Origin of the sequence: Chitinophaga sp., from assembly GCF_039596455.1 — a bacterium.
GTDB lineage: Bacteria > Bacteroidota > Bacteroidia > Chitinophagales > Chitinophagaceae > Chitinophaga.
Genome location: NZ_JBCNJR010000003.1, coordinates 170,844 through 183,968, shown reverse-complemented (window position 1 = coordinate 183,968; position 13,125 = coordinate 170,844). Strand labels below are relative to the sequence as shown.

Genomic DNA, 13,125 nt, shown 5'->3' with positions numbered 1-13,125 from the left:
GCTACAGCTTCAGCAAGCCCACTTTATACAGCGTGCTCACGGGTTTGTTATCCCAGAATAATTCAAAATCTTCCAGGCCCGCCGCTGCGTAATCATCCATCACTTCCTGCAGCGTGCAGGTTTTAGGCTGGTGCACAGACAGTTTTTCCAGCATGCCGGCCAGCCAGCGGCCCTGCTCCGGCGTGGTGCTGATGCTGAATTTTTCTTTCCTGTCCTGGAAAGTGAGAGAAGCTACTTCCCAGCTGCTGCCTTTTTTTGTTTTGGTGATGGTTTCCACCTGCGGCGCTTTACCCAGCCATACTATTTTGGCGGTGGGTTTGGCGGCAGACAGCTGGTCTTCCCTGAGGGCGTTTTCAATATAGTCTGCCGGTATCTTCGTTTTGGGCACTTTGAACTCGAACCATTTCTGCAGCGGGTCATCCAGGCAGATGCCGTGCATATAGTTGAAGAGCGATTTTTTCAGGCCGAAGTTGAAAGCCTCATGGTCTGTACCGGTTTCGTCTATATGTACAATATCGTTATTGGCGAAGGCGCCTACCAGTTCCGTTTCTTTTTTCACCATGAATTTGGCCGGGTTGAGGCCTACCGGGCTGTGGGCCGTCATGGTGAAGAGGTGCCAGAAGGCGGATTGTAAAATGCCGGCCTTGAATAGCTGGCGCACCATTTCCAGGGAGTCTATGGTTTCCTGCGCGGTTTGCGTGGGGAAGCCGTACATCAGGTAGGCATGCACCATAATGCCCGCGTCTGTGAAGTTGCGGTTCACCTGCGCTACCTGCGCTACGGTGATGCCTTTCTGTATCAGCGCCAGCAGCCTGTCTGACGCCACTTCCAGCCCGCCGGATACGGCAATGCAGCCGGAGGCTTTGAGCAGCAGGCAAAGGTCGCGGGTGAAGCTTTTTTCAAACCGGATGTTCGTCCACCAGCTGACGGTCAGCTTGCGGCGAATGATCTCCAGGGCCAGCGCGCGCATGAGCGCAGGCGGGGCGGCCTCGTCTACAAAGTGGAAACCCGTTTGCCCGGTTTGCGCCATCAGCTCCTCCATGCGGTCACAGAGCAGCTGCGCGGCAATAGGCTCGTAGAGGCGGATGTAGTCCAGCGAAATATCGCAGAAAGTGCATTTGCCCCAATAGCAGCCGTGCGCCATGGTGAGCTTGTTCCAGCGGCCGTCACTCCACATGCGGTGCATGGGGTTGACCACTTCAATGGCGGAGATATAACGGTCCAGCAGAAAATCACTGTAGTCAGGCGTACCTGCTTCGCCCTGTTTATAATCCGTACAAGCTTTGTTGTTAAAATAAGCTACTTCGTTGTTCACCAGGGTGAAGGTGCGTTTCAGCTCTTCTACCGTTTTGCGGCCTTCAATGTGTTCAACGAGGTTTTCTATAGGTGCTTCCCCGTCATCCAGCGTAATAAAATCATAAAACTCAAATACCCGCGCATCTGTGAGGGAGCGCAGCTCGGTATTGGCAAAGCCGCCGCCCATGGCCACTTTCACCTGCGGGTAATTTTTTTTGATCCATTGCCCGCAGCGCAACGATGCGTAGAGGTTGCCGGGAAAGGGAACAGAGATAGCCACCAGCTTTGGCTGTACTTCCGCCATGCGGGTTTTGAGCAGGCGTACCATCAGCTCGTCTACAAAGGTGTATTCCTGCTGCAGGGCGGCGTACAGCTCGTCAAAGCTGTTGGCGGAGCGGGCCAGCTTTTCCGCGTAGCGGCTGAAGCCGAAGTGCTCGTCCACACATTCCTGCACCAGGTCAGACAGGTCTTCCAGGTACATGGTGGCCAGGTGTTTGGCCTTGTCTTGCACGCCCATGGAGCCGAAGGCCCAGCCCAGGTCTTCCAGCTGCGCAAAGCGGGACGCTTCCGGCAGGAAATCCCGTTTGCAGATGCGGTGGGCCAGGGTAGGGTTGTGGCCCTGCAGGAAGTGCACCACATCGTTGATGGTATGCATGTAATCGTCTTTCAACGCAATGATCCTGGCGGCGTTGTCAGACACCGGGCCGCTGATACGGGAAAAAAGCGCCTCCAGCCCTTCCTTGCAGAACAGGGCCAGCGTGACCTCAATGCCCAGGTCTGCCTGGAAAGCGGAAATGTTCCTGGTGTTCAGGAACCCTTTCAGGTAAGCAGTGGCCGGGTACGGCGTATTCAGCTGGGTAAAAGGCGGAGTGATCAGAAAAACGGCAGCGCTCAAATCCGGAATGTTTAAAAGGCAAAATTATCATTAAATAATTAAATGGCGGGAATGGCAAATATTTTGAATCTTTAAGGGAGGAAAAACAGCCGGCAACTGTTGTTGATCAAGGGCCGGCAACAACTTTGTATTCAAGACGAACCAATGAGGACCAGCTTGTTACTGATATGCACCCTGGCTGCCGCCGCGGCCCATGCGCAGGAAGATACCACCCGGCTTAATGAAGTAACAGTACAGGGCTACGGCCAGCAGCGCCTGTTAACGGAAGTGCCCGCGGCTGTCAACTATGTGGGCCAGCGGGACCTGCTGCGTTTTGCGCCCACGTCCGTATTGCCCGCGGTGAACAGCATGCCGGGGGTGAGAATGGAAGAGCGCTCGCCCGGCAGCTACCGGCTGAACGTGCGCGGCAGCTCCCTGCGCTCGCCGTTCGGGGTGCGGAACGTGAAGATGTATTACAACGGCATCCCTTTTACAGACCCGGGCGGCAATACGTACCTGAACCAGTTCGGCGCGGGCAGCTTCAGCAGCCTGGAAGTGCTGAAAGGCCCCGGCAGCAGCCTGTACGGCGCCGGTACGGGCGGGGTGCTGCTGGCCGGCTCTCCCCGACCGGTGGAGAACGGTTTTTCAGCCGGTTATACCGGCGGCAGCTTTGGCAGCCACCTGGTGCAGGCTTCCGCGGAAGCAGCAGGCCAGCGGATCTACTACTCCTGGCAGGAAGCCAACGGCTACCGCCAGCATACCTATATGCAGCGTACAGTAGCAGGCTGGAGCGGCCACTGGCAGCCGTCGGCCAAAGGCCAGCTGGAAGCGCACGTGCTGTATGGCAACCTGCAATACCAGACACCCGGCGGCCTCACGCCTGAACAATATGCTGCCAATGCCCGCCAGGCCAGGCCGGCAGCGGGCGCCTTTCCGTCCGCCGAAGAAAGCCGCGCGGCCATTTACCAGCAAACCATCTGGGGCGGCCTGCAATACCAGCATGCCTGGAGCGAACAGTGGAAGAACGCCACCTCCGTCTACGGCGCGTACAGCCAGGTGAAAAACCCCACCATCCGCAATTACGAAAGGCGCACAGAGCCGCATTTTGGCGGCAGAACGGTGTTCACCTGGCAGCGGCAATGGCTGAAAGTGCTGGCCGGCGGTGAGTTTCAGCAGGGTTTTTTCAATACTTCGGTATACGGCAACAAGGCCGGGCAGCGTGATACGCTGCAAACGGATGATGATATCAACAACCGCAACATCTCCCTGTTCATTCAGCCGGAGGTAGTGCTGGAAGGCGGCTGGATTATCACCGCAGGCCTCAGCCTCAACAACACCGCCATGCATTTCACCCGCCAGTCGGACAACCCGGTGTTCCATTTCACCAGCCGCTTCCGGAATGAATGGGCGCCCCGCCTGGCCGTGATGAAAAAGTTCCACCCGGCGGCGAATGTGTACGCGGTAGTGTCCAAAGGCTTTTCTCCGCCCACGGTAGCGGAAGTATTGCCGTCTACCAGCGTGATCAACACCACGCTGCAGGCGGAAAAGGGCTGGAACTACGAGCTGGGCGCACGCGGCGGCGCCGGGCCTTTCTGGTATGATGTGAGCCTGTTTTACTTTGGATTGAAAGACGCTATTGTACAGCGGCGGGATGCCAGCGGGGCGGATTATTTCGAGAACGCCGGCGCTACGGTGCAGCAGGGCATTGAAACTTTTGTTTCCTACAGCCTCCGCCGCGTGAAGCTCCGCGCCGCTTATACCTGCAACCATTTCCGGTACAAGGATTTTGTGCAGGTAGACAAGAACTATGACGGCAACACGCTGCCCGGTACGCCCAAACACGCGGTAGCCGCGGGTGTGGACGTGGAGCTGGCGCGGCGGCTGTTCCTGTACGCTACTTACACTTACAACGATGACCTTTTCCTCAACGATGCCAATACGGACAAGGCCGCGGGCTTCAACCTGCTGGGCTGCAAGGTAGCTTATACGCATACTTTCGGGAAAACAGACCTCCTGTTCCATGCCGGGGCAGATAACCTGCTGAACGTACAATACAGCCTGGGCAATGACATCAACGCGGCGGCGCGGCGGTATTTCAACGTGGCCGCCGGGCGGAACTGGTACGCGGGGGTAACGGTGAGAGGGGCGTTCAGGGGGAAGGAATAAAACCCTATTTTTGCCCCGACCAACTTTAAAAAATAATGCAGTTAAACCGTATTTCCCGCAATCTGATAGTAGCATTGAGTATGACAGGCACCACCACCATGGCGCAGCAGGCGCCCGCGGAAAAGAACCCGCTTTTACAGCAATACCAGACCGCTTTTAAAGTACCGCCCTTTGCGTCCATTTTACCGGAGCATTTTATGCCCGCCTTTGAGGAAGGCATGAAAGCCCAGCAGCAACGCATTGCGGCCATTGTCAGCCAGCGCGCCGTGCCTACCTTCCAGAACACGATTGTAGCGCTGGAAAGCAGCGGGGAGCAGCTGCGCAACGTGAGCACCGTATTTTTCAACCTCACCTCCGCGCATACCAACCCCGAGCTGGAAGCCATTTCCCGGCAAATTGCGCCCCGCATGGCGCAGCATAGCGATGATATTTACCTCAACGCCGGCCTCTTTGCCAAGGTGAAGCAGGTATATGACCAGCAGGGCAAACAACGGCTCACCGCCGAACAACAACGCCTGCTGGAAAAAACGTATAAGGCCTTTGTAAGAAGCGGCGCCAACCTGGATGCGGCGAAACAAACCAAGATGCGCGAGATCAACAAGGAGCTGTCTTTGCTCACCGTGCGCTTCGGCCAGAACCTGCTGGCGGAAACCAATCATTACGAACTGATCATCGACAAGCAGGAAGACCTGGCCGGCCTGCCGCCCTCGCTGGTAGCCGCCGCGGCCGCTTCCGCCAAAGAAGCCGGCAAGGAAGGCAAATGGCGCTTTACCCTGCACAACGCCAGCGTGATGCCTTTCCTCCAGTATTCACAGCAACGCGCCCTGCGGGAAAAAATGTACAAGGCGTACACCAACCGCTGCAACAATGGAGACGAGCGGGATAACAAGGAGATAGTGAGCCGCCTGGCCACCCTGCGCGCAGAAAAGGCCGCCCTGCTGGGCTACGCTTCCCACGCGGATTTTGTACTGGAAGAGAACATGGCCAAAACACCGGCACAGGCCAATGAGCTGCTGAACAGGCTCTGGAACGCCGCGCTGCCCGTTGCCAAACAGGAAGCGGCTGAAATGCAGCAGGTGATGGACAGGGAAGGGAAAAACGAAAAGCTGGAGGCCTGGGACTGGTTTTACTATGCAGATAAAGTGCGGAAAGAAAAATATAACTACGATGCGGAGGCCCTGCGCCCGTATTTCCAGCTGGAGAACGTGCGGGAAGGCATTTTTGCCGTGGCCCGAAAACTGTACGGCATCACTTTTTCCCCGCTGAAAGACATCCCCGTGTACCAGCAGGATGTAGTGGCGTATGAAGTGAAAGAAGCCAACGGCCAGCACATCGGCGTTATTTACATGGACTTTTTCCCCCGGAGCTCCAAGCGCGGCGGGGCATGGATGACATCTTACCGCAAGCAGGCCACAGACAAAGGCGGCCGCATTGCGCCGGTAGTATCCATTGTATGCAACTTCACCAAACCCACCGCTGCAGAGCCCGCGCTGCTGACGCCCGATGAAGTGGAAACCTTCTTCCATGAGTTTGGCCACGCGCTGCACGGCCTGCTCAGCAATGTAAAATATGAAACCCTGAGCGGCACCTCCGTTCCGCGTGACTTTGTGGAGCTGCCTTCGCAGATCATGGAGCACTGGGCCTTTGAACCGCAGGTGCTGCAGCTATACGCGAAGCATTATAAAACAGGAGCGCTGGTCCCCGCTGAAATGGTGGAGAAAATGAAAGCCGCCTCCAAATTCAACCAGGGTTTTGCCACCGTAGAATACCTGGCCGCTTCCCTGCTGGACATGAACTATCATACCATCAAGGCCGGCCAGCCAATAGACCCGCTTACGTTTGAAAAGCAGCAAATGGACAAGCTGGGCCTCATCAGCCAGATAGCGCCGCGCTACCGGAGCACTTACTTCCAGCATATCTTTGCCGGCGGTTACTCCGCGGGGTATTACAGCTACATCTGGTCAGAAGTGCTGGACAGCGACGCGTTTGCCGCCTTCAAGGAAACCGGCAATATTTTTGACCCGGCCACGGCGCAGTCTTTCCGCAAGAACGTACTGGAAAAAGGCGGTACCGCCGAGCCGATGGACCTCTACAAGGCCTTCCGCATGCGCGCGCCGGAGGTGAAGTTTTTACTGAAGAACAGGGGGCTGGATACGAACTGATCCGCCTTCGCCCCATATAATAAAAAGGCCGCTTGTTATCGAAAACAGGCGGCCTTTTTATATGATATTTTTGATAATGCCCTGGTACAGGAATGTAACCGCCTGTCAACACGCCGATCCTTCGATCATCCTTCGGTGATCCTTCGGTCAACCTTCGGTTAAACACCCTCAAACCCGGACTGGCACCGAACAACACCGAAGGATCACCGAAGGATGGCAGGAGCATGTCAGCAGCGTTGCACCGGTTTTGATCAATTTTGATGTTTTAAGCCGTTTTTGGCAGTTTGGGCGTGCCGCCAGGCAAGGTATCTGTTTTTGTAAAAGAATGCCGGGATGAGGCTTAAAATGAGATTGGCTGCCATTGGCAGGTTACGTTACACGCAAACCGGAAAACGGGTGGAATGAATGGAAATCATACACTTGTGCAGGGGCGGCCGTGTATTGTGCATCAGCCGTTCAGCAGCCCGCTCACCAGGTTGATGGTCAGGGCCACCACAAAAGTGTTGAGCAAAAAAGAAAGGATGCCGTGTAACAACGCCACCCGGCGAATTTTGTGGGAGGATATCTCTACGTCAGACACCTGGAACGTCATGCCGATCACAAAAGCGAAGTAGGCAAAGTCGATGTAGTTGGGCTTTTTTTCTCCGGGAAACTCCAGGCCGCCGGCATGGCGGTTGGTATCGTCTTCCGCATCGTCATAGAAGAGGTGGGCGTAGTGGGCGGTATAGATGGTATGCACCATGCTCCAGGAAGCCATCATGCCGGTGATGGCTACGGGCAGGTACAGCGCCCTGTCCGCCTCATTTTTGGTAAGCATCACCAGCAGCACGGCAAACATGCTGGAAAAGGAAGTGATCAGCACCAGCAATGTTACGAAGGTGCGGCTGCCGTCATCTATCCGCGCAAAGTGGCGGATCTCCGCGGTAGTGCGTTTCAGGAAAATGACCCAACTGGTAGCAATATACGAAAACGCGAAGGTGTTCCATATCAGCATGTATTTTACCCACGGGTTCATGGGCGCGCGCAGGATGGTGAAAAAGGTAACGGCAGCCAGCGCCAGGCTGATCAGCACACGCTGCAGGGGGTGCATTTTATTGAGGAGGTCTGCGGCGTTTCTTTTCATGTATATAAAGATAAATGGTTTCTTTACTTCACCACCTCTATCCTTACCTTTTTATTCTTCACCTTTTCATTTTTGATCAGCTGCAGCACCTGGCTCACCTTTGTTTTCCGCACGGCCGCAAACGCAATGTAATCTTTCACTTCCACCAGCCCCAGGTCTTCTTTTTTCAGCTTCCCCTTGTTGGAGAAGAACCCTACAATGTCCACCTTGTTCACCTTGTCTTTTTTGCCGGCGGAAATATAGAGCGTGCTCCATTGCGGCCTGTCCGGCAGAACGGCTTTTTCAGGCAGGGTGATGGTTTCCGCGTCTGCGGGGATGTAGGGGGGAAGGGTTTCTTCCGGGCCGGTAATGATGATGGCGGTGCCGCTGGCGTCCATGCGGGCGGTGCGGCCGTTGCGGTGAATGAAGGTTTCTTCGTTCTGCGGCAGGTGGTAGTGGATGATGTAGCGGATGTTCGGGATATCCAGCCCGCGGGCGGCCAGGTCTGTGGTGACCAGCAGGTTGGCCGTGCCGTTCCTGAACTTGCAGAGGGCCACATCCCGGTCTGCCTGCTCCAGCGCGCCGTGGTAGAACACGGTGGTAATGCCCTTGTCTTGCAGCAGGCCGCTGGTGCGCTCTACTGACTCCCGGTGGTTGCAGAATACTATGGTGGGGCGGTTGCCCAGCATGCAGATAAGACGGAAGAGGGTGTCTGCCTTGTCTTTCTCCGGGCTTTGCAGCGTTTTGATGCTGAGGGCGGCAGGCGCTTCCCCTGACAGGAAGTTGAGGGTGACCGGTTCCTGCAGCCGGATGAAGTCCGGGATTTCCGCGGCTTCGGTGGCGGAGGTGAGCATCCTTTTATTGACCGCGGGCAGGGAATTGACCACAAAGGCAATTTCTTCGCGGAAACCCAGCTCGAAAGATTTGTCAAATTCATCCATCACCAGCGTGTGTATGCCGGCGGTGTTGATGCTGCCGCGGCGGATGTGGTCTCCCAGGCGGCCGGGAGTACCAATAATGAGGGCCGGCGCTTCTTTCAGGGCGTTCTCTTCCGTTTCGCGCAGGTGGCCGCCGTAGCAGCTGGTCACTTTAAAGCCCGTTCTCATGCTGCGGAACACTTTTTCAATTTGCTGCGCCAGCTCGCGCGTGGGCGTGATCACGAGGGCCTGCGTGGTGGTAACGCCCTGCTGCAGGCGCTCCAGCAGGGGCAGGAGGAAGGCCAGCGTTTTGCCGGAGCCGGTGTCTGATAATAAAATTACGTCTTGCCCGGTTTTCCCGGCGGCAATGGCCGCCTGTTGCATCTCATTGAGCGTTTGAATGCCAAGCGAAGCTAAAATTTGCTGCATGCGGCAAAGGTAGGGTTTATGCGCAAATAAGTGTTGCGGCAATAAGGTATGCAGCCGCGCCGCGTATCGTGCGCCAGGCCCAAACCCTCATTGCTGTTAAAAAAATTAGGAATCCGAATAACCGTTTATATATTTGCATGATGATGCTTTTATTATCCGCTATATAAGCAACATTATTGTATATGGAAACCACATGGGCATATCTTTAATGAGGTCCTGTTTATAAGTGTTACTGTCTAAGTGTAAATCTTGCATGAGGATGCGATTGCGCCCTATCCTTTTATTGTTATTACTCCATGTAACGGTCCTGGCCCATGAAATAGATACGGATGCTTTTCATGTCAGGCATTTTACGGATGAGAACGGGCTGCCCCAGAACAGCGTACGGTTTATTGCGCCGGATAATGCCGGTTTTTTGTGGCTGGCCACGGAAAATGGCCTGGTGAGGTTTGACGGCAACCGGTTCAGCCGGTTCAACAGCAGCCGCATCCGTTACATATACCCCGGTAACGGGCGTAATAACCTCTATGCCTGTACGCAGGAGCATGAAGTGATACGCATGCACAACGGGCAGGCAACGGCACTCCCTGATTCGCCGCAGCTCCGCTTTAATGATTATGAATATTATGTATTGAATGATACAGTGGCCCGCACGGTTCCCGTTACCGGCTTGCCCAATGTGTACGCGGAAGTGGTGCTGACGGAAAAATACATGATGCCGGCAGGGCCGCAGGCGTATTTTTCCCTCACCAGGGATTCCGTTACCTTCCTGCAAAACGGCCGGCCGCAATACAGTTTCAGCTGGCCCAATTGCGACCCCTGGGGTTTTTTCACGATAGGCGGTAATTTATATCACCTGGGAGAAGACGGGAAGATATTCCTGTTTCAGGGAGCAGTTCCGCAGGAAGTGAAGCTTTCCGGGGAAGTGCCCGCAGAGCGGCTGCAACCGCGGCAACTGTTCTGGAACTACGCTGCGGAGCAGCTGTTCATTTACCAGGATGACCGGTGTTATTATCTCACTGCAGGCGCTGGCGGCATGTTGCAGGCAAAGCTTATCATGTCTGGCCTGGATTGCGAGAAGAACAATATCATTTCGCTTTATTATGATGCAGCCTGTGAACGCCTCTTCCTGGGAAGCCGCTCCAGGGGATTGTTTGTGGTTACAAAAAAACAGTTCCGCCCGCTGGTTTCACCCGGAGACGAAGACAATGTTTTCTACGCACAGGCGCCCTTCGGTAACAACGGCATTTTAACGGCGCAAGGCATTGTGTTTGAAGGGAACGGTGAAACCGGCCGCATACCGCTGCTGCAGTATCTTAAAAAGGCCAACCGCTACAACCTGGTGCAGGATGCCGCCGGTAATTACTGGTACCGGCATGCGGATACCGTGTACAAATACAATGCGGACGTTACAAAGCTGCTCTGGCAGCGCTCTTTCGGCAACAATATTTCCCAGCTGTACGCAGGGCCTGATAACCGCTTGTGGATAGGCACCGAGCAGGAAGGGCTGTACTACCTGGATACCGGCGCCGCTTCTCCCGTGCCCCTGCTGTTCAGCAATAAAATAAAGAACGCCGTTTACATGATGCAGGAAGCGCCGGGCATCTTGTGGGCATGCGCAGGCAACGGGCTGTACCGCGTGCAGCTGTCTCCGTTGCGCATAGATACCATACCGGGCTTCGGCGATAGTTATTTCCGCAGCCTGTTCATCCCCCGGCCGGGGGAGGTATGGGTCACTACGTACGATAAAGGTTTTTTCCTCTACCGCCACGGGCGCTGGACGGCCATGCCGGCAGACCGGCTGGAGTACCTGAAAACCGCGCATTGTATCACCGCGGATAACAGGGGGTACTACTGGATCACCACCAACAAGGGACTGTTCCAGGCGGCACGGAAAGACCTGCTGGCATATGCAGACGGAACGCAGCCTGATGTCTATTATTTTTACTACAGCAAGGCGGAAGGCATGCTGACCAATGAGTTCAACGGCGGTTGCCAGCCCTGCGCCCTCCAGCTGCAGAACGGTGACCTGTCCCTGCCTTCGCTGGACGGCTTGCTGCGGTTTGCGCCGGACAGTATCCGTCCGGACCTGCCGGAGGGCGGGTTATTTCTCAGCGAGGTGGAGCTGGATGCCAAACCGCTGGCTGCAGCTGATACGCTTTTTCTTCCCAGCAACTTCCTCCGCCTGGCGCTGCATGTAAGCACACCCTACTTCGGGGATGCCTACAACCTGCAGCTGCGTTATTCCATAGAAGGCAGTGATGACGATGCCTGGCTGCCGGTAGAAAACAGCGGCATTATTGCCTTCTCCAGGCTGCACTCCGGCACCTACCGCGTGCGCGTCCGCAAGGTGAACGGGTTTGGGCCGGATAACTATACGGAAAAAATAGTAACGCTGATAGTGGAAACGGCCTGGTTTGCCACGCTGCCGTTCAGGATGCTGATGTTTTGCCTGGCTCTGCTGCTGCTCTACGTATACATCCGCCTGCGCACGGCCAACATCCGCCGGAAGAACCGGCAGCTCCGCCAGCATGTATCTGAAAGAACGCAGGAGCTGGAGGAAACGCTGGCCTCCCTGCGCGATTCGGAAAGGCAGCTGCGCAAGCAGGGCGTTATACAGCAAAGGCTGATCACCGCCATTACGCATGATATCAAAGCCCCCATGAAATACCTGATGCTGCTCTCGCAGGCGGGCAGCAAGCCCGATAAAAAGTCAGAGGCCATCAATGACGCGCTGTACCGCATGTATAATATGATAGAGAACCTCATCCAGTACATGAAGATGGAAGCGGTGCAGGCGCATTCCCTCAAGGAGCGGGTAGACCTGCATGAGCTGCTGGAGGAGAAAGTGGGCATCTTCAAACCTATTGCGGAAATACGCGCCGTACAGATCCATAACAATGCCTGCAGGGGCATCAAGGTGCCCGTAAACCGGCAGCTGCTGGCCATTGTGGTGAATAACCTCCTGGATAATGCGGTGAAATATACCCTGCAGGGCTCCGTGAGCCTGGCTGCTTCTTATGAGGACGGGGGAGGTGTATCCATCCGCGTTACAGACACGGGCATCGGCATGCAGCCGGAAATACGGGAATGGATCAACGGCAACCCGGTTGCAACGGCAGATCACCGGCAGCCGCTGGCGCAGAAAGGCATAGGGCTGGTGATAGTGATAGAGCTGCTGCAGCAGATCAACGGAAAACTGGTGGTGCATTCCAACGGCGATGTTGGCACCAGCATGGAAATATTGTTACCCGCCAACTAGACGGCCGCGCTGTACATCTTCACTTTTTCCAGCAGCTCCACAATGTTATTGATACCCAGCTTATCAAAAATGCGGGTTTTATAGGTGCTGACGGTAGTCATCTGCAGGTGCAGCATTTTGGCAATGCTGGCAACAGGCACACCCTTCGTCATCAGGTTCATCACTTCCACTTCCCGCGCAGAGAGTGCGGCCAGGGGGTTAGCAGTGGCTTCCCGCGGGGAGGCCAGCATGTTGAGCAATTGCTGCCGGGTAGCGGCGCTCATGTACTTTTCCCGGTTCAGCACAGTGCTGATAGCCTGCCTGATCTCTTCTTCCGGAGAGTACTTGATCAGGTAGCCGTCTGCCCCGGCCTGCAGGTAATTGATGGCAAAAAGCTGCTCATCGTAGCCTGAAAACATCAGTATCCTGATATGTGGCTGGCGGAGCTTCACGGCATCTATCATCTGGAGGTTGTTGCCGCCGGGAATGTTGATGTCCAGTATCAATACGTCAAAGTCTTGTATCTCAAGCAAGGTGATCACCTTGTCAAAGGTTTCTGCTTCGTGGCAGATCACAGGTACAGGCAGCGTTGAAGCAATATGCGCAACGCCTAGACGGACTATGGTATGATCGTCCGCGATGAGGATGTTTTTCATAGTAAGCGATAGTTAGGTTCCCTTACCTGTTCCGGATATAACAGGGGGAACAGAACAAAAGTAATGTTTTCCGGGAATCGGGGTACATCTATTTGAAATTTTATGTTATGTAGAATTAATTCTACAGTTTGTGCGTACTTATTCTATAAGCGGCCCGGAGGGAACTTGTTAATTTAGCGCCTTGTAAAACCGTTCACCCAATTGAGGGAGTAGTCGCCCCTTCACCATACCGTATACCGTTTTTCATTAACCAGTACCCTATGAGGAATTCTACAAATTTTT

Annotated in this window: 7 protein-coding genes; 3 read left to right on the top strand and 4 right to left on the bottom strand. The window is 55.1% G+C overall.

Features of this window, described 5'->3' with window-relative positions; translation table 11 throughout:
- Position 1: 1 nt before the first annotated feature.
- The gene (locus tag ABDW36_RS13495) at positions 2–2,191 is read right to left on the bottom strand and encodes a B12-binding domain-containing radical SAM protein (RefSeq protein ID WP_343702435.1); all 2,190 of its coding nucleotides are present in this window, start codon (positions 2,189–2,191) and stop codon (positions 2–4) included.
- A gap of 144 nt (positions 2,192–2,335) precedes the next feature.
- On the opposite strand from ABDW36_RS13495, the gene ABDW36_RS13490 reads away from it, so the two are divergent.
- Both ABDW36_RS13490 and ABDW36_RS13485 read left to right on the top strand, forming a co-directional pair.
- Positions 2,336–4,336, top strand: a complete 2,001-nt coding sequence (locus ABDW36_RS13490; protein WP_343702434.1) for a TonB-dependent receptor — start codon at positions 2,336–2,338, stop codon at positions 4,334–4,336.
- Positions 4,337–4,371: 35 nt separating this feature from the next.
- A complete protein-coding gene (locus ABDW36_RS13485; RefSeq protein WP_343702433.1) occupies positions 4,372–6,498 on the top strand; it encodes a M3 family metallopeptidase in 2,127 nt (708 codons plus the stop codon).
- A gap of 448 nt (positions 6,499–6,946) precedes the next feature.
- Here ABDW36_RS13485 and ABDW36_RS13480 read toward each other — a convergent pair whose 3' ends face one another.
- The gene (locus ABDW36_RS13480) at positions 6,947–7,621 is read right to left on the bottom strand and encodes a DUF1345 domain-containing protein (RefSeq protein ID WP_343702432.1); all 675 of its coding nucleotides are present in this window, start codon (positions 7,619–7,621) and stop codon (positions 6,947–6,949) included.
- A 23-nt stretch (positions 7,622–7,644) separates the two neighbouring features.
- Positions 7,645–8,946 carry a DEAD/DEAH box helicase gene (locus ABDW36_RS13475; RefSeq protein ID WP_343702431.1) on the bottom strand — a complete coding sequence of 434 codons (1,302 nt, stop codon included), beginning with the start codon at positions 8,944–8,946 and terminating at the stop codon, positions 7,645–7,647.
- A 253-nt stretch (positions 8,947–9,199) separates the two neighbouring features.
- Here ABDW36_RS13475 and ABDW36_RS13470 point away from each other — a divergent pair, with 253 nt between their 5' ends.
- A complete protein-coding gene (locus tag ABDW36_RS13470) occupies positions 9,200–12,208 on the top strand; it encodes an ATP-binding protein (protein WP_343702430.1) in 3,009 nt (1,002 codons plus the stop codon).
- On the opposite strand, the gene ABDW36_RS13465 is transcribed toward ABDW36_RS13470, so the two are convergent.
- Positions 12,205–12,843 carry a response regulator transcription factor gene (locus ABDW36_RS13465; RefSeq protein ID WP_343702429.1) on the bottom strand — a complete coding sequence of 213 codons (639 nt, stop codon included), beginning with the start codon at positions 12,841–12,843 and terminating at the stop codon, positions 12,205–12,207. The two genes, ABDW36_RS13470 and ABDW36_RS13465, sit on opposite strands and share 4 nt — an antisense overlap.
- Positions 12,844–13,125: the final 282 nt, after the last annotated feature.

Excerpts from the sequence above, each read along its gene's own strand:
- ABDW36_RS13490 (WP_343702434.1), top strand. The coding sequence starts at position 2,336 with ATGAGGACCAGCTTGTTACTGATATGCACCCTGGCTGCCGCCGCGGCC.
- ABDW36_RS13485 (WP_343702433.1), top strand. The coding sequence starts at position 4,372 with ATGCAGTTAAACCGTATTTCCCGCAATCTGATAGTAGCATTGAGTATG.
- ABDW36_RS13480 (WP_343702432.1), bottom strand. The coding sequence starts at position 7,621 with ATGAAAAGAAACGCCGCAGACCTCCTCAATAAAATGCACCCCCTGCAG.
- ABDW36_RS13475 (WP_343702431.1), bottom strand. The coding sequence starts at position 8,946 with ATGCAGCAAATTTTAGCTTCGCTTGGCATTCAAACGCTCAATGAGATG.
- ABDW36_RS13470 (WP_343702430.1), top strand. The coding sequence starts at position 9,200 with ATGAGGATGCGATTGCGCCCTATCCTTTTATTGTTATTACTCCATGTA.
- ABDW36_RS13465 (WP_343702429.1), bottom strand. The coding sequence starts at position 12,843 with ATGAAAAACATCCTCATCGCGGACGATCATACCATAGTCCGTCTAGGC.